14 protein-coding genes are annotated in these 16,344 nt (G+C 38.1%); 7 read left to right on the top strand and 7 right to left on the bottom strand.

The window, feature by feature from the left end; genetic code table 11:
* Nucleotide 1 precedes the first annotated feature (1 nt).
* Together arsB and MUB18_RS12665 are read left to right on the top strand one after the other, a co-directional pair.
* Complete coding sequence (gene arsB / locus MUB18_RS12670) at nucleotides 2–1,039, top strand: ACR3 family arsenite efflux transporter (protein ID WP_045752165.1); 1,038 nt, start codon at nucleotides 2–4, stop codon at nucleotides 1,037–1,039.
* A gap of 172 nt (nucleotides 1,040–1,211) precedes the next feature.
* Complete coding sequence (locus MUB18_RS12665) at nucleotides 1,212–2,387, top strand: NAD(P)/FAD-dependent oxidoreductase (RefSeq protein WP_248755930.1); 1,176 nt, start codon at nucleotides 1,212–1,214, stop codon at nucleotides 2,385–2,387.
* On the opposite strand, the gene MUB18_RS12660 is transcribed toward MUB18_RS12665, so the two are convergent.
* The 3 genes from MUB18_RS12660 to recQ form a co-directional block, all read right to left on the bottom strand.
* Nucleotides 2,377–3,465: an SGNH/GDSL hydrolase family protein gene (locus MUB18_RS12660; RefSeq protein ID WP_248753313.1), complete on the bottom strand. Its 1,089-nt coding sequence runs from the start codon at nucleotides 3,463–3,465 to the stop codon at nucleotides 2,377–2,379. The genes MUB18_RS12665 and MUB18_RS12660 overlap by 11 nt on opposite strands.
* A gap of 189 nt (nucleotides 3,466–3,654) precedes the next feature.
* A complete protein-coding gene (kdsA, locus tag MUB18_RS12655; protein WP_248753312.1) occupies nucleotides 3,655–4,470 on the bottom strand; it encodes a 3-deoxy-8-phosphooctulonate synthase in 816 nt (271 codons plus the stop codon).
* Nucleotides 4,471–4,485: 15 nt separating this feature from the next.
* Nucleotides 4,486–6,675: a DNA helicase RecQ gene (gene recQ, locus MUB18_RS12650; RefSeq protein ID WP_094773459.1), complete on the bottom strand. Its 2,190-nt coding sequence runs from the start codon at nucleotides 6,673–6,675 to the stop codon at nucleotides 4,486–4,488.
* A gap of 99 nt (nucleotides 6,676–6,774) precedes the next feature.
* On the opposite strand from recQ, the gene MUB18_RS12645 reads away from it, so the two are divergent.
* The 4 genes from MUB18_RS12645 to MUB18_RS12630 all read left to right on the top strand — a co-directional run bounded on the left by MUB18_RS12645 (nucleotide 6,775) and on the right by MUB18_RS12630 (nucleotide 10,107).
* Entirely contained in the window at nucleotides 6,775–7,740 is a 966-nt protein-coding gene (locus MUB18_RS12645; protein WP_094773460.1) for an SIS domain-containing protein, read from the top strand.
* A gap of 127 nt (nucleotides 7,741–7,867) precedes the next feature.
* Entirely contained in the window at nucleotides 7,868–8,242 is a 375-nt protein-coding gene (locus MUB18_RS12640; RefSeq protein ID WP_045756024.1) for a DUF1573 domain-containing protein, read from the top strand.
* A gap of 99 nt (nucleotides 8,243–8,341) precedes the next feature.
* Nucleotides 8,342–9,541, top strand: coding sequence for a pyridoxal phosphate-dependent aminotransferase (locus tag MUB18_RS12635; RefSeq protein WP_045756025.1), 1,200 nt, complete (start codon nucleotides 8,342–8,344; stop codon nucleotides 9,539–9,541).
* 272 nt (nucleotides 9,542–9,813) lie between these two features.
* Nucleotides 9,814–10,107: a hypothetical protein gene (locus MUB18_RS12630; protein WP_045756026.1), complete on the top strand. Its 294-nt coding sequence runs from the start codon at nucleotides 9,814–9,816 to the stop codon at nucleotides 10,105–10,107.
* Nucleotides 10,108–10,139: 32 nt separating this feature from the next.
* Here MUB18_RS12630 and cmk read toward each other — a convergent pair whose 3' ends face one another.
* From cmk to MUB18_RS12610, 4 genes are all read right to left on the bottom strand, one after another.
* A complete protein-coding gene (cmk, locus tag MUB18_RS12625; protein WP_045756027.1) occupies nucleotides 10,140–10,826 on the bottom strand; it encodes a (d)CMP kinase in 687 nt (228 codons plus the stop codon).
* A gap of 4 nt (nucleotides 10,827–10,830) precedes the next feature.
* Nucleotides 10,831–11,244, bottom strand: a complete 414-nt coding sequence (locus tag MUB18_RS12620) for a hypothetical protein (RefSeq protein ID WP_045756028.1) — start codon at nucleotides 11,242–11,244, stop codon at nucleotides 10,831–10,833.
* A 5-nt stretch (nucleotides 11,245–11,249) separates the two neighbouring features.
* Nucleotides 11,250–13,679 carry a type I DNA topoisomerase gene (topA, locus tag MUB18_RS12615; RefSeq protein WP_094773463.1) on the bottom strand — a complete coding sequence of 810 codons (2,430 nt, stop codon included), beginning with the start codon at nucleotides 13,677–13,679 and terminating at the stop codon, nucleotides 11,250–11,252.
* 154 nt (nucleotides 13,680–13,833) lie between these two features.
* Nucleotides 13,834–14,598, bottom strand: coding sequence for a DeoR/GlpR family DNA-binding transcription regulator (locus MUB18_RS12610; protein ID WP_045752258.1), 765 nt, complete (start codon nucleotides 14,596–14,598; stop codon nucleotides 13,834–13,836).
* Between the two features lie 158 nt (nucleotides 14,599–14,756).
* Here MUB18_RS12610 and MUB18_RS12605 point away from each other — a divergent pair, with 158 nt between their 5' ends.
* Entirely contained in the window at nucleotides 14,757–16,334 is a 1,578-nt protein-coding gene (locus tag MUB18_RS12605; protein WP_248753311.1) for a glycerol-3-phosphate dehydrogenase/oxidase, read from the top strand.
* Nucleotides 16,335–16,344: the final 10 nt, after the last annotated feature.

The raw sequence follows: 16,344 nt of genomic DNA, 5'->3' as shown, positions 1-16,344 counted from the left end.
TATGGAGACCAAACTAAAATTTCTTGATCGATTTTTGACTTTATGGATATTTCTAGCCATGTTGCTCGGTGTATCGCTGGGTTATTTTTATCCCCAAGTACCTGATATCTTCAACACGCTCACAGTAGGAAGTACCAATATTCCCTTAGCCATAGGGTTAATACTCATGATGTATCCGCCATTGGCAAAAGTCGACTACTCCCTATTACCTCAGGCATTTTCGGACAAAAAAGCAATAACAATTTCACTTGTACTCAACTGGATCATCGGTCCTATATTGATGTTCGGATTAGCGATCATCTTCCTGCGAGATCAACCCGACTATATGGTAGGACTGATTTTAATCGGGCTAGCCCGATGTATAGCCATGGTGATCGTATGGAATGATCTCGCCAAAGGAAATCGAGAATATGGAGCACTATTGATCGCCTTGAATAGTATTTTCCAAGTATTTTCCTATAGTTTTTTAGTTTGGCTGTTTATCAATAAGCTACCCGCCAGCCTGGGTATTGCACAGTTCAATGTATCCGTATCCATCAAAGATGTGACAGAAAGTGTTCTCATTTATCTGGGCATCCCCTTTTTACTAGGCTTCCTCAGTCGGTACGTATTGATCAAAACAAAAGGTAAGGAATGGTTCAACCGAAAATACATCCCGACCATCTCTCCCATTACACTTTATGCGCTATTATTTACCATTGTACTCATGTTCAGCCTAAAAGGAGATCAGATTGTAAAATTACCACTAGACGTTCTCCAAATAGCAATTCCACTGATACTCTATTTCGTGATCATGTTCTTTACCAGTTTTTTTATCAGCAAATCCCAAAATATCCCCTACGACAAGAATGCCTCCATTGCCTTTACAGCCACGGGTAATAATTTTGAATTAGCGATTGCAGTTGCTATAGCCGTGTTCGGAATACACTCACCCCAAGCTTTTGTTGGCGTCATTGGCCCATTGATAGAAGTACCTGTATTAATTCTTCTGGTAAGAACTAGTTTATGGCTAAAAAAGAAATATTATCCTTTAAAGTAGCGTACCCATAAAACACTAAAAAGAGTCTTTAACTAAAATTGCAGAAATTACACACCTACAATAGAAGATGATGACTCACCAAGGTTAGTACATCATCTTCCCTATTCATGAGGTCAATGATTTTGATCATGCCTACGCTATTCATGATCTTAAATGCTTATTTTTGCAGCAAATGAACGAAGATCCGATTATCATCATTGGTGCAGGTCCTGCAGGATTAATGGCAGCACATCAGCTAGCAAAAAAAGGCTATAAAGTGCATATTTACGAGAAAAATAAAGCTGCAGCAAGGAAATTCTTAGTTGCAGGACATGGTGGCTTTAATCTCACACATAGCGAACCGATCGCATCCTTCATCAAAAAATACGATGCCGAGCAGATCCAGCATATCGTTCAATCATTTGACAACAGTCATACCGTTGCGTGGCTAGCCGAGATCGGCATTTCCACGTATGTAGGAAGTTCAGGAAAAATATTCCCCGAAAAAGATATCAAGCCGATACAGGTATTGCAAGCATGGTTAGACCAGCTCAACCAACTGGGCGTTATCATACATTATGAACATAACTTCATGGATTTCGATCAGCACTCCGTGACCTTAAATCACAACAACGAATCGATCCATAAGCCTTATCACAAACTGATATTAGCACTAGGAGGAGGTTCGTGGAAAAAAACAGGCTCGGACGCAGCATGGATATCCCTATTAGAAAATAAAAACATCACAATAAAACCTTTGCAAGCTGCCAACTCTGGCTACAATACAACGGATGATTATACCAGTTTAGAGGGACAGGTCTTAAAGAACATTGAAATTTCCTTTCAAAATACAAAGAAGTTAGGAGAAATGGTCTTTACCAAATATGGTATAGAAGGAAGCCCTTTATACTATATGAACCGGTATACCAGAACGTTCCATTTTCCGTTACACCTTCATATTGATCTTAAACCAAACCTGACTAAAGATGCTCTTGTCAAGCAGCTTCAATCTGGCAGTCAGGTCAGCACTATACTCAAGACTAAGCTCAGATTATCAGCAACAGCAGCAGCCCTTTTAAGACGCCTCGATAAACACACCTTTACCAATCCCGAAGCTTTAGCTGACGCGATTAAACATTATCCCATCCAAGTGTCTGGATTGAGACCGATTGATGAAGTTATTTCCACAGCTGGAGGCATACCTTTTACAGAACTTCGAGAAGATCTTGCACTCCATCAGTTTCCTAACGTGTACTGCGCAGGCGAAATGATCGATTGGGAAGCGCCTACAGGAGGATATCTCTTGCAGGCATGCTTTAGTACAGGCGCATGGATAGCATCATCTATAGATAAGCGAACTACTTCTTAAGTATTTTAGCAATCAGCTTTTGGTACGCATCAGCTATTTTCATCATACCGATATCATTCGGGTGTGCATAATCAACTGTTGAATTTATATCCAATCCAATTTCCTTATTGGTTAACAAATACAAATTCTTATCCCCTGATGCGGCTACACGACCAACAAATGCATGGGCAACCGCACTGCTTTTGCGGTATTCTTCATTTTTATCTAAATTAAAAATAGCCTTGTTAAATCCAGAACTATGCTCCGTAATGATAATAGGAGTTTTGGGATGTCTTTTCCTAATTTCTGTAACTGCGTTCGTTAACAAAGAATCCAGCTGCTGAGCCGTTCTATCTTTTGTTAATGCTAGATTTGGAATACAATCTAAGATATAAACAGCTGCATCTACCTGATTGATATGGTTGATAATCGGCTGCTCCAAACGACCATTTCCCGAAAAAGCAACATTAATGATCGGATTTGGAACCGCTCGTCCTAAAATATTACTCCACGCCAGACCAGGTCTTGTCGCACAGGCGCCCTGTGCTATTGAAGTACCGTAAATCACGATAGGTTTGCCTTCACCAACCACAAACTTAAAATTTTTGTCAGATCCTACACCGATTTCCATCCATTCAACGGTATTGTACAAAGGTAAATAAAGGCGATAAGTGAAGTTAGAATTTTCACCCAACTCCCGATAACTATACGAGACCGTATCTGCAAAATTATAATTACCGAATGCCCAGTTCCAACCACCTTTTTCGTCTTTTGCATAAAGATCTACACCACTCACGCCGATCGTTGGCATATGGGGCATATTCAAAGAACCACTCACTTTATAACGAATTGTAATGGCTGTAGCATCAGTCTTAAAATCAACATACAAACCGGCACTATTCGTTCCGAGACTCCACACGGGCGATCTTACCTGATCTTTTAACTGATCAGGCAATCGGTAGTAATTAGACAATTCTTCCGTGGCGATACGGCCTTGAATCACCTTATCCTTAAGTGGGTCATTCCACTTGGACTGTTGCGCAACTGAGCTGAAAGCAAGAATAAGCCCAGCAACAGAGAAAAGTAAGTTTAATTTCATAATTTAGATTGAAATCCAAATCTAACAATTAAAATAACAAATTAAAAAATCAATTGAATGACGCACCAAAAGAATTGTAATCAATAAGAATTAATAAAAACCACCAAATCCGCAACAGACTGAAAAATAAGACATAAAAAAAAGTCATCGTTCGAAACGATGACTTTTGATAAATTATAAACATTCGTGCTACAGAATAGCCTGTCTTACACGAACTAATTTTTCCATTAAATCTTCCAGGTAATCTAAGTGCAGCATATTGGCACCATCAGATTTAGCTTGCGCAGGATTAGGGTGCGTTTCAATAAACAATCCATCAGCACCCACCGCAATTGCAGCTTTTGCAATTGTTTCGATCAATTCTGGCTTACCACCAGTTACTCCCGATGTTTGATTCGGTTGCTGTAAAGAATGCGTACAATCCATGATCGTAGGAACTCCAAAACCGCGCATTTCAGGAATACCTCTGAAATCGACTATTAAATCTTGGTATCCAAATGTATTACCACGATCAGTCAACATCACATTAGTATTGCCCGAGTCTATTACTTTATCTACAGCAAACTTCATCGACGCTGCATTTAAAAATTGTCCCTTCTTTATATTAACCACCTTACCCGTTTCTGCCGCAGCAACAAGTAGTTCCGTTTGGCGACATAAAAAAGCTGGAATTTGCAAAACATCAACATAAGCTGCTGCCAAAGCGGCTTCATGGCTTTCGTGGATATCAGTCACGGTAGGAACTCCAAATGTTTTACCTACCTTTTCCAAAATGCGCAATGCTTTCTCATCGCCGATACCGGTGAAAGAATCCACACGTGATCGGTTTGCTTTACGATAAGAACCCTTAAATATATAAGGAATATTTAAGCGATCTGTTATGGTAAGGATTTTCTCCGCGATACGTAAAGCAATTTCTTCTCCCTCTATCGCACATGGTCCCGCCATTAAAAAGAAATTCGTAGAATCTCCATTTTTAATTTGAGGTAGTACTGTATTTATCATTTAATATATGCGTTTCTAATTTCCTAATTCAGACATAAATTTAATTCGCATCAATTGAATATCTTCAAAAGAATAGTCATCTCCACCTAAATCTCGCAAAGCTTGATCAATAGAATCCGAATCAGCCTGCTTAAAGTAATCGTAAACCTCATCTTGGCGATCTTGATCGATCATTTCATCAACGAAATATCCAATATTCAGTTTTGTGCCAGCATTGACGATCGTCTCCACTTCTTTCAACAAATCTTCATAACTGATTCCTTTTGCAGCAGCAATATCATCAAGACCAATCTTACGATCGATATTCTGTATAATGGCAACCTTTAATGCAGACTTATTGGCCGTACCCTTGATCACTAAATCAACAGGACGATCGATGTCATTTTCTTCCACATAGTTTTTGATCAACTCAACAAACTGTGCTCCAAACTTAACCGCTTTACCATTGCCCACACCCTGTATCTGTTTTAATTCATCCAATGAAACAGGATAATGCGTACACATTTCATCTAATGATGGATCTTGAAAAATAACAAATGGTGGTAACGATTTTGATTTAGCAATCTTTTTACGGAGATCTTTTAACATCTTCAATAACTCGGTGTCTAAAGCTCCTGTAGCATGTCCAGCATCGTCAGAGGACGAATCTCCAGAAAAATCCAAAGGACGATTCATGACAAATTTTAATGCATATGGATTTTCTAAATAATGACGTCCGATATCGGTCATTTTTAATAAACCATAATGATCAATATCCTTTGCCAAGAAGTTATTCAGAACAGCTTGCCTAACCAAAGACTCCCAGTACACAATACCTTTATCTTTACCTTTTCCAAACAGCGGATGCTCATCATGTTTATAAGCAGACACAGGTTGATTATTTTGACCGATCATCACATTGATCACATGCAGATCATCAAAATTCTCCCCCTGTTCTTTAATGAAAGAAAGCACTTCTAATAAAGAGGCTTCAGCTTCAAAATAAGTCTTTTGAGAACGGCAGTTATCACACATGTTACTACAACCCGTTTCATCAAAATTCTCACCAAAATAATGTAATATTTGTTTACGTCTACAAACTGCAGATTCAGAATAATCAATGACCTCTTTGAGAATCTGGGTACCGATTTCCCTTTCAGCAACAGGCTTATCCTTCATAAATTTCGTTAATTTCTCAACGTCCTTCTCCGAGTAAAAAGCCAAACATAGCCCCTCTCCACCATCACGACCAGCACGACCTGTTTCCTGATAGTAACCTTCCATTGATTTTGGAATATCATGGTGGATGACAAAGCGTACATCGGGTTTGTCGATTCCCATACCAAAAGCTATCGTTGCTACGATAACCTCCACATCCTCCATTAAAAATTTATCCTGTGTATCAGCACGCGTTTTAGCATCCAGACCAGCATGATAAGGAAGCGCCTTGATTCCATTGATATTTAAGACCTCACTAATTTCCTCAACCTTTTTACGGCTTAAGCAATAAATAATACCCGTCTTTCCAGATTGACCTTTAATAAAACGTACGATTTCTTTAACGACATCCTTCTTAGGTCTTACCTCATAAAATAAATTGCCCCTATTAAAAGAAGATTTAAAGAGCATAGCATCATTCATTTGAAGATTCTTACGAATATCCGACTGCACCTTTGGAGTAGCAGTAGCTGTCAACGCAATGATGGGTATATTTTCACCGATACCATTGATCACTTGACGAATCTTACGATATTCAGGGCGGAAATCATGTCCCCATTCAGAGATACAATGCGCCTCATCAACAGCCACAAAAGAAACCGTTATCTGCTTTAGAAATTCGACATTTTCCAATTTGGAAAGCGATTCCGGTGCAACATAAAGTAGTTTGGTTTTCCCTGCCGTAACATCCTGTTTAACGCGCATAATATCACCTTTATTCAATGAAGAATTTAAAAAGTGAGCAATACTATCCTCTCCGCCAAACGCGCGAAGTTGATCAACTTGGTTTTTCATCAAGGCAATTAAAGGTGAAATGACAATTGCTGTCCCCTCACTCATCAATGCCGGCAGCTGGTAACAGATGGATTTACCACCCCCAGTAGGCATAATGACAAATGTGTCCTTTCTCTGTAGCACATTTGTTATGATTGCTTCTTGATCTCCTTTAAAAGTATCAAAACCAAAAAAATCTTGTAAATTGTCGAAAAGTGATTTTTCTATTTCCATCGAGCCTCGGGCAAAAATAAGATAGATAAATGACCAAAAAATCTGTAAAATAACGTATTTTTGTAGTCAATCTTTAATATAAAAGTAGATATTTTATTTGTGAAAAGCAACATCGATATAAAAAATATAGCTATACAAGCGATACAAGAAGAGGCTAAAGCGGTAGCTGATTTGTCACAACGGATTGACGACGACTTTGTTAACGTGGTGAAACAAATTGTAAACTTACAGGGACGTGTCATTGTTACCGGCATAGGAAAGAGTGCAATAATTGCTCAAAAAATTGTTGCAACAATGAATTCTACTGGAACACCATCCATTTTTATGCATGCCGCTGACGCCATTCACGGAGATTTAGGGATCATTCAACAGCAAGATTTAATCATTGCTATTTCAAAAAGTGGGACCACTCCCGAAATCAAAGTATTGGTACCTTTCTTAAAACAAACAGGCAATACTTTGGTAGCCCTTGTTGGTAATATTAACTCTTATTTGGCAGAACAGGCAGATTATGTATTGGACACAACTGTTGACAAAGAAGCCTGTCCAAATAACCTCGCTCCCACTTCCAGTACAACAGCGCAATTGGCGATGGGCGATGCCTTGGCCGTATGCTTACAGGAGTGCCGTGATTTTTCAGATCAAGACTTTGCGAAGTACCATCCAGGAGGAGCACTCGGCAAAAAACTATACCTCAAGGTTGCGGATCTTTCAGATCAAAATGAAAAACCAAAAATTCAAAGTCATGCAAGGATCAGGGAAATTATACTCACCATTACCCAACATAGATTAGGTGCCGTTGCTGTATTGGACCAAGATCAGATTATTGGCGTAATTACCGATGGTGATATAAGACGGATGCTCGAAAATCATCAAGATTTATCTGGGCTTACTGCCGCCGACATCATGGGTGCAAACCCCAAAACAATTGACAAATCTGAACTTGCAGTAAATGCATTGCATATGATGCGCCAAAATAATATTTCGCAATTGATTGTTTTAAACGATGGAAAATATGATGGCATTATTCATATTCAGGATTTGTTAAAAGAAGGAATCATCTAGTCTGAGGTGAATGTAATATTATTGTTATTAGCTCCTTTTACCCACTAAATCAAAGTCTAAATAGCTATTTTGGTACGTTGTTTGACTATATCAAATAGCATAGTAAACAAATAAAGAAGAAGAAGATATGAAAAAGTTTTTAGCCGTATTAACTGTTATTATCGCATTTGTAGGATTTACTGCAATGCAAGCGAGTCAAAGCGAATTTAAATTTGAAAAGGAAACGCATGATTTTGGAAAGATTGCACAAGGAACTCCAGTTTCATACAGTTTCAAATTTTCAAATGTTGGAAGTGAGCCTATCATTATAAGTGATGTTAAACCATCATGCGGTTGTTCAGTGGCCGAGTTCACAAAGACTCCCATCAAACCAGGAGATACAGGAACCATTAAAGTAACGTTCAATGCTGCATCAAAAGCTCCATTTACAAAAAGCTTTACGGTAACATCAAATACGAAAACACCTGTAAAAACATTGTACATTAAAGGAATTGTAGAGTAATTACTTTACAGATATCATGATCATCAAAAGCCACTTCAACTAAAGTGGCTTTTTTTAGTTTTTATTCCTTAAATTTGTATTGCTAATTTATATAAAATAATGCCATCAATATCAACAAAAGGGTATAATATGCCCGCTTCTCCAATTAGAAAACTGACGCCTTTTGCTGATCAAGCAAAGAAAGAAGGAAAAAAAATCTATCATTTAAACATCGGACAGCCGGACATCGAAACACCCGAGGTCATGCTTAATGCGTTAAAAAACATTGACTTCAAAGTTTGGGCATATACAGCATCTGAGGGAACAGCATCATACCGCAATAAACTCACGACATACTACAATAATTTGAACTATCATATCGAACCTACTGATATCTTAGTAACAAATGGTGGTTCTGAAGCGATTATGATCGCTATGCAAGCGTGTTTAAACCCTGGTGAAGAAGTAATTATTCCAGAGCCTTTCTATGCTAATTACAATGGTTTTGCATGTTCAGCAGATATCGTAGTTAAACCGATTATGTCCTATATCGACAGTGGTTTTGCTTTACCATCGATCGCCGAATTTGAAAAAGTGATCACGGATAAAACAAAAGCTATTGCAATCTGCAATCCCAATAATCCTACAGGTTATCTATATTCGAGAGAAGAACTCGAAGCGTTACGCGAACTTTGCTTAAAATACGATTTATACTTATTTTCTGACGAAGCATACCGTGAATTCTGCTATGATGGTCGCGAATTTATTTCGCCCATGCATATGGAGGGATTAGAACAGCACGTGGTTGTATTGGATACTGTATCAAAACGCTATTCGGCTTGTGGAGCTAGAATAGGCTGTCTAATTACAAAAAACAAAGAACTATACCAAGTAGCACTCAAATTTGCTCAAGCACGCCTTAGCCCTTCTTTGGAAGGTCAGATCGCTGCTGAGGCGGCGATAGATACACCAGCTAGTTATTTTGATGCCGTTTCAACAGAATATACAGCCCGTCGCGACACCTTGGTCGCTGGTTTAAATAAAATTCAAGGTGCATTTTCGCCAAATCCAGGTGGTGCTTTTTATGTCGTAGCAAAATTACCTATTGACAACGCAGATAAATTTTGTCAGTGGATGTTAGAAGAATTTGCTTACGAAAATGAAACCGTGATGATGGCTCCGGCAACCGGATTTTACAGTACTCCGGGAGCAGGAAACAATGAAGTGCGATTAGCTTACGTACTCAATCAACACGACCTGAAAAAAGCATTGATTTGTTTAGAAAAAGGATTAGAAGCATACCCAGGGCGTACAGTATAATTCCAAAAGGTACTGCCTGTTGATCCAAAATAAGGGAAAGGGCTATCATACATCTGTGTGATAGCCCTTTCCCTTATAAAAGACTCCTACCCTTCCAGCCATTACCCGCTTTTCCATTTCTTATTTGATGCTATTACCCATCTGCATAGCCGATAAAATATGCTGTAGTGTCAACATACAGGCTACGACTCAATCGCTTTTATTTATTTCATACCAAACATTTTATCCACTTCAAACGTTATTATAGTAATTGATCACTAAATAGATATAATATGGATAAATTGAAGAAATTTGAATTGATGGAAAAAATTTCCAGAGAGTTAGAAGATGTAAGAAAAAGTCAGCAAGCCGTATTAGAAAAAATTGGAAAAATTGAGGTGGATAATATCGAACTTGGAGACCAAAATCTAGAAAAAATTCTACCGGATATTTTTCAACGTACTGCAGACAATTCAGATGCAATTCGTCAACTATTGGACTCTTTCCAAGAAAAAACAGATGAGTACGGTGAGAAGAACAATGTTGCCAAACTAAAAGAACAACAGCAAATCAATAGTATTAAATAAGATTTACTATTAAATAATACAAGAAAAGCTTCCTATTTGGAAGCTTTTCTTTTTGTATATTCTTCAATGACAAATGTCAGCTGATCCTCTTGAGTCATATATGAATTATCCAGTATGATGGCATCATCAGCTTTTCGTAGTGGGCTCTCTTCTCGCGTGCTGTCGATATGATCACGATGTGCCAGATTTTTAACAATCTCATCCATGGTCACGTGCTCACCTTTACTGGTCAATTCGAGATAACGCCTGTTTGCACGAACCTGCGGATCGGCAGTCATAAAGATCTTCATATCTGCATCCGGAAATACAGTCGTACCAATATCACGACCATCCATCACAATATTGCGCCTACGTCCCAACTTCTGCTGCTGTGCAACCATGGCTTGACGTACCGCTTTAATCGTACTCACCTCACTCACCTTATCAGAAATATACATCTGACGGATCTCATCAGATATATCTTCATCATTCAGGTGGATCTCTGTTTTTTCCAGATTAGGTATAAAGTCAATATGAATATTTTCTAATGCTTGAGCAACTGCCGCTTCATCTTCTACATCGATCCCTTCCCTAAGGAAATACAATGTTACAGCACGGTACATCGCACCGCTGTCAATAAAGACGAATTTTAATTTTTTAGCTAATGCCTTTGCTACTGTACTTTTCCCACAGGAAGAGAAACCATCAATAGCAATAATAAAGTTATGTCTAGTTGTCATAAAACTAATTCATACCTCCTATGATTACCCCAAGCTTGTTGACTAAAGGAACAAGTATTAAATTCCCTTCAATGATGCTCTCTGGCAAGAAGATATATTTCTTATCGTAAATAATATTATCAATGTAAAAACTCAACCAGTATTCATTTGTCAAGCCAAATACCTGTTCGTCAATAGCTTCGATTTTTTCAAAAGAATGTGCGGCAACATTTCCAATAAAATGACGCAATGTACTTGTTTGTACCTGAGCACCATCTTTCTCACCATATCCTTTTGAAGTAACCAAGACATTTTGAATCTCTTGACTTTTCTCATTGATCAAATAGACATTCCATACCTTAAACTCTGGACTTTCACTTTCCAAAACAACAGCAATTGTGATATTTTGAACAATGTTTTCAGGTAAATCCTTTTTCATTTCAATTATTTCGCTTTAGTTGCTTTAACTGTAGCTGCTTTTTTAGTTGTCGTCGCCTTTTTTGCTGTCGTAGCTTTTTTAGCCGGTGCTTTCTTAGCTGTGGCCGTTTTTTTGGCCGTTACTTTAGCTTTACCTTTAGGTGCATCAGCTTCCGCCCATTTCAATACATCCTCATAAGTAATTTGCTCCACTTCCATTCCTTTAGGAATTTTTAAATTTTGCTTTCCAAAACGGACGAATGGCCCCCAACGACCTTGTTCGATTTGAGCTTCAGGGTTTTCATCAAAAACACGAATAATCTTTTCAATATCCTTCTGTCTCTTTTCTTTAATGATCTGAATACACTCTTCCTCGGTCACATCAAGTGGATCAATACCTTTTGGTAAAGAATAGAAAGAAGAATCGTGACGGATATAAGGACCAAATCGTCCAATAGCAACAGTCATTTCCTTTTCTTCAAAAACACCTACTTTCTTAGGAAGCTTGAACAATTCCATAGCATCCTCAAAAGTAATGGTTTCGATCATTTGACCCTTACGTAAAGAAGCAAAACGAGGCTTCTCTTCATCATCCTGTGCACCGATCTGAACTAAAGGACCAAATTTACCGATACGCACAGATACAGGCTTACCCGATACAGGGTCTACACCTAATTCTCTTTCATTGTTCGCACGCTCAGCATTTTCCAACGTATTCTGTACTTCCGAATGAAAAGGTCCGTAGAATTCGCGCAACATATCGGTCCATTCTGTCAGACCATGCGCAATCTCATCAAATTCCTTTTCTACTTTTGCCGTAAAATTAAAATCAACAATACCCTTAAAATGCTCAACTAAGAAATCGTTGACCACAATACCGATATCTGTTGGAAACATTTTTCCTTTCTCAGCACCCGTAATTTCAGTTTTAGTCACAGCAGAGATTTCAGCATTTTCCAAAGTCAATACACGATAATCACGCGAACGACCTTCCCTTTCCTCTTTTACCACATATCCACGGTTTTGAATCGTCGAAATAGTTGGTGCATAGGTAGAAGGTCTACCAATACCAAGTTCTTCTAACTTTTTCACTAGGGCCGCTTCCGTATAACGAGCAGGAGGTCTGGTGAAACGTTCTGTCGCATTCATGCTTTTCAACACAACTGCTTGCCCGGTCGTTAACGGTGGCAATAATGAATTATCACTTTCTTCATCATGGGTTTGATCTTGATCGTCATCCGTAGATTCGAAATAAACCTTTAAGAATCCATCAAATTTCATGACTTCACCCGATGCCGATAAATCTTCTTTACGCGTAGATATGGAAATTTTAGCTAATGTTTTTTCAAACTCTGCTTCACTCATTTGAGAAGCAATAGCACGTTTCCAAATCAAATCATATAAACGTTTTTCTGCAGCATCACCTTCGATACTATGTTCAGAAAAATAAGTCGGACGAATAGCTTCGTGGGCCTCTTGAGCACCAGAAGTTTTGGTTTTATATTTTCTCAGCTTATGATAGCGATCACCATAAGCAGATCGAATTTCTTTTTCAGCAGCTTCCGTTGCAGTATCACTTAAATTAACAGAATCGGTACGCATATAGGTAATACGTCCAGCCTCATATAAACGTTGTGCCACCTGCATCGTGCGTGCTACAGAGAACCCAAGCTTACGACTAGCCTCTTGTTGTAATGTTGAAGTCGTAAATGGAGCCGCAGGAGCTCGTTTCGCAGGTTTTGTTTCCAAACTCTTCACAGCAAACTCTGCAGTCTTACAATCGTCTAAAAACTGCTTAGCTTCAGCTTCTGTTGCAAAGCGATGTGGTAGTTCTGCTTTAAAACTATCTTTAACTTTTCCAGTATGGAAAAAAGCAACTATACGAAAGGATGCCTCAGCATTAAATCTGATCACCTCACGCTCACGATCGACGATCAGACGGACAGCGACAGATTGAACACGTCCTGCAGATAATGAAGGTTTCACCTTTTTCCATAATACAGGAGAAAGTTCAAATCCGACCAAACGATCCAATACACGACGTGCTTGTTGTGCATTTACTAAATTATAATCTATTTTGCGTGGATTCTCAATGGCTTTTAAAATTGCAGGTTTCGTGATCTCATGAAATACAATACGCTTGGTACTCTCATCCTTTAATCCCAACGTCTCAAACAAATGCCAAGATATGGCCTCTCCTTCGCGGTCCTCATCGGACGCTAGCCATACAGTTTCTGCAGCTTTAGCTAATTTCTTTAACTCACTGACAACAGCCTTTTTATCACTCGGGACTTCATACTTTTGTTGAAAATCTTTGTCTGTATCAATAGCATCATCGGTCTTCACCAAATCACGAATATGTCCGTAACTAGACTTCACTAAAAAGTCCTTCCCTAAATACCCTTCTATTGTTTTCGCTTTCGCTGGAGACTCTACTATGAGTAAATTTTTAGCCATTTAAATTTGAGATTTGTGCAAATAAAGGCATTTCTTTAACGAATGACAATATTTTTAGTCTTTTTTTACATAATTTAAAGAAAAATAATAAAATCTGGTTGAGTAAAATCCCAAATTTTGTTACCATATTTCCGAACAACATAGCCTATTTTTTCTATTCAGCTATTATTAATTTAACGCCTAGTTTCTCAATCTCTTCTTTATAATAAGGTGTAATCCCTTGGTCTGTTATGATGATATCAATTTCATCAATGGCACAGATCCTTCCAAAAGATTTTCTTCCAAATTTAGAAGAGTCTGCCAATACAATGACTTTCTGCGCAGATTGAATCATCGCTTTATTCAACTTGGCCTCCTGACCAGAAGTCGTAGACAAGCCATACGTGATATCGATACCGTCAACACCAATAAACAATTTGGAGCAAAAATAATCCCCCAAGATTTGTTCAGCATAATGGCCAGAGATAGAAATACTGCTTTTCCGAAGAATTCCAGGTAACTGCAAGACTTCTACTGCCGGAAATTGATTGAGCTTCATACTAACCTGCAAAGACGATGTGATCACATTCAGTTCCATACTGGAATCCATGGCATCTGCCAGGGCATGCATAGTCGTCCCCGAAGCAATAATAATAGATTCATGAGACTCCATATAAGAAACAGCGCATTTACTGATGAGTGCTTTTTCATTCGAATAATGTTTTTCCTTTTCAAAAACATTACGGTCTATAATATAAGGATTTTTATTGGTAGCACCACCATGTGTTCGAAAAAGTAAATTAGAATCTTCCAACTGCTTCAAATCCTTTCGAATGGTTACAGTGGAAACATTTAAATCTTGACACAACTGCATCACCGTTATATGATCAGACTTTTTCAACTGCGCTAAGATATATTCATGTCTATCTACAAGATTCATAAAAATTCAATAATTTATGATGCAAGTTACTACTTATTATGAAATAAATAAAACCAACTTTCGTAAGCTTTCGTTTGATTATTAAAATGTTTCATTTATATTTGATTATTGCAATTTCACAACAAAAAGAAATAAATCGTAATAAAAACGATACATATATGATTAATTTTAATAGAAACACAAGTTTAACAGCGGTAAAAAGCACTTCTGAATGGGATATCGTCATCATCGGAGGTGGAGCTACTGGACTTGGTATTGCTGTAGATGCAGCATCCAGAGGATTCAAAACCCTATTACTGGAAAAATACGATTTTGCCAAGGCAACATCCAGCAGAAGTACCAAGTTGGTTCATGGGGGTGTTCGTTATTTAGCGAACGGCGATATCAAGCTCGTCTATTCAGCTTTACACGAAAGAGGCTTAATTTTTCAAAATGCTCCTCATTTGGCACGAATACAAAGTTTTATCATTCCTTGTTATTCATTCTTTAGTAAATGGAAATTTCTTATCGGCTTAAAGATGTACGATTGGATGGCTGGCAAGTATAGAATTGGAAATTCTAAATTTCTATCCAATGCACAAGTCGTCTCCAAACTTCATTCAGTTAAACAACAAGGTCTTCAAGGAGGTATCATTTACTACGATGGACAATTTGATGATGCGCGATTTGCTATTAATTTAGCACAATCAGCACATACATTAGGAGCTACGATTTTAAATTATTGTGATGTAAACGCTATTCATAAAAATGGAGAAGGACTGGTTTCGGGTATCTCATTTACGGACACGGAGTCCAGTGAAAGTTTTCAAATTAAAGCAAAAACAGTCATCAATGCCACAGGAATTTTTGTAGATGATATCTTAAAAATGGAATCTCCCAACCATAAAAACCTAGTAAGACCTTCGCAGGGAACACATATTGTTATTGATAAAAAGTTCTTGGGCAAAGAAGATGCTCTTATGATTCCTGAGACAACAGACGGTCGCGTATTGTTTGGAGTTCCATGGCACGATCATATTTTGTTAGGAACAACAGATACCCCCTTAAATGTACATAGTATTGAACCAAGACCTTTAGAGGAGGAGATTGCATTTATTCTTGATACCGCTAAAAATTATTTAAATCCTGCACCACAAAGAGCCGATATATTAAGTGTATTTGCAGGATTAAGACCTTTAGCTGCACCCAAAGATTCGAATTCAACTTCGACGAAGGAGATATCGCGAGATCATAAATTAATCAGCAGCCCATCAGGTTTAATCACCATCACCGGTGGAAAATGGACCACCTATCGGAAAATGGCAGAAGAAACGGTAAATAAGGCTATTGAAATTGGAAAATTAAGGGATGAACCATGTGTTACCAAGACATTAAAAATCCATGGTTATCACAAAGAGCAACAAGAAGGTCACTGGCAATTTTATGGATCCGATGCAAAGTTAATCCAAGATTTAGCTTCAGAAAATCCAGATCTAGCTCAAAAAATACATCCAAGATTTGATCACATCGCGGCAGAAGTCGTGTGGGCAGTACGAAATGAAATGGCTAGAGGTGTAGAAGATGTATTGGCGAGGAGGATGCGTATATTATTTCTGGATGCCAAAGCAGCAATAGAAGCAGCTCCCCTTGTCGTGAAAATCATGGCTAAAGAATTAGACCGATCAACTGCATGGCAAGATGATCAATTAACCTCATTTTTAAACCTTTGCAAACAATACGATTACCAATCACAATAAACCTTGTCCC

The organism is Sphingobacterium sp. PCS056 (assembly GCF_023273895.1).
Lineage (GTDB): Bacteria > Bacteroidota > Bacteroidia > Sphingobacteriales > Sphingobacteriaceae > Sphingobacterium.
The sequence above is the reverse complement of the archived record's forward strand: the minus strand, read 5'-3'. Positions and strand labels throughout refer to the sequence as shown.

Bases quoted from the DNA above. Each gene is read 5' to 3' on its own strand.
- arsB (WP_045752165.1), top strand. From the start codon at position 2: ATGGAGACCAAACTAAAATTTCTTGATCGATTTTTGACTTTATGGATA.
- MUB18_RS12665 (WP_248755930.1), top strand. From the start codon at position 1,212: ATGAACGAAGATCCGATTATCATCATTGGTGCAGGTCCTGCAGGATTA.
- MUB18_RS12660 (WP_248753313.1), bottom strand. From the start codon at position 3,465: ATGAAATTAAACTTACTTTTCTCTGTTGCTGGGCTTATTCTTGCTTTC.
- kdsA (WP_248753312.1), bottom strand. From the start codon at position 4,470: ATGATAAATACAGTACTACCTCAAATTAAAAATGGAGATTCTACGAAT.
- recQ (WP_094773459.1), bottom strand. From the start codon at position 6,675: ATGGAAATAGAAAAATCACTTTTCGACAATTTACAAGATTTTTTTGGT.
- MUB18_RS12640 (WP_045756024.1), top strand. From the start codon at position 7,868: ATGAAAAAGTTTTTAGCCGTATTAACTGTTATTATCGCATTTGTAGGA.
- MUB18_RS12635 (WP_045756025.1), top strand. From the start codon at position 8,342: ATGCCATCAATATCAACAAAAGGGTATAATATGCCCGCTTCTCCAATT.
- MUB18_RS12630 (WP_045756026.1), top strand. From the start codon at position 9,814: ATGGATAAATTGAAGAAATTTGAATTGATGGAAAAAATTTCCAGAGAG.
- cmk (WP_045756027.1), bottom strand. From the start codon at position 10,826: ATGACAACTAGACATAACTTTATTATTGCTATTGATGGTTTCTCTTCC.
- MUB18_RS12620 (WP_045756028.1), bottom strand. From the start codon at position 11,244: ATGAAAAAGGATTTACCTGAAAACATTGTTCAAAATATCACAATTGCT.
- topA (WP_094773463.1), bottom strand. From the start codon at position 13,679: ATGGCTAAAAATTTACTCATAGTAGAGTCTCCAGCGAAAGCGAAAACA.
- MUB18_RS12610 (WP_045752258.1), bottom strand. From the start codon at position 14,598: ATGAATCTTGTAGATAGACATGAATATATCTTAGCGCAGTTGAAAAAG.
- MUB18_RS12605 (WP_248753311.1), top strand. From the start codon at position 14,757: ATGATTAATTTTAATAGAAACACAAGTTTAACAGCGGTAAAAAGCACT.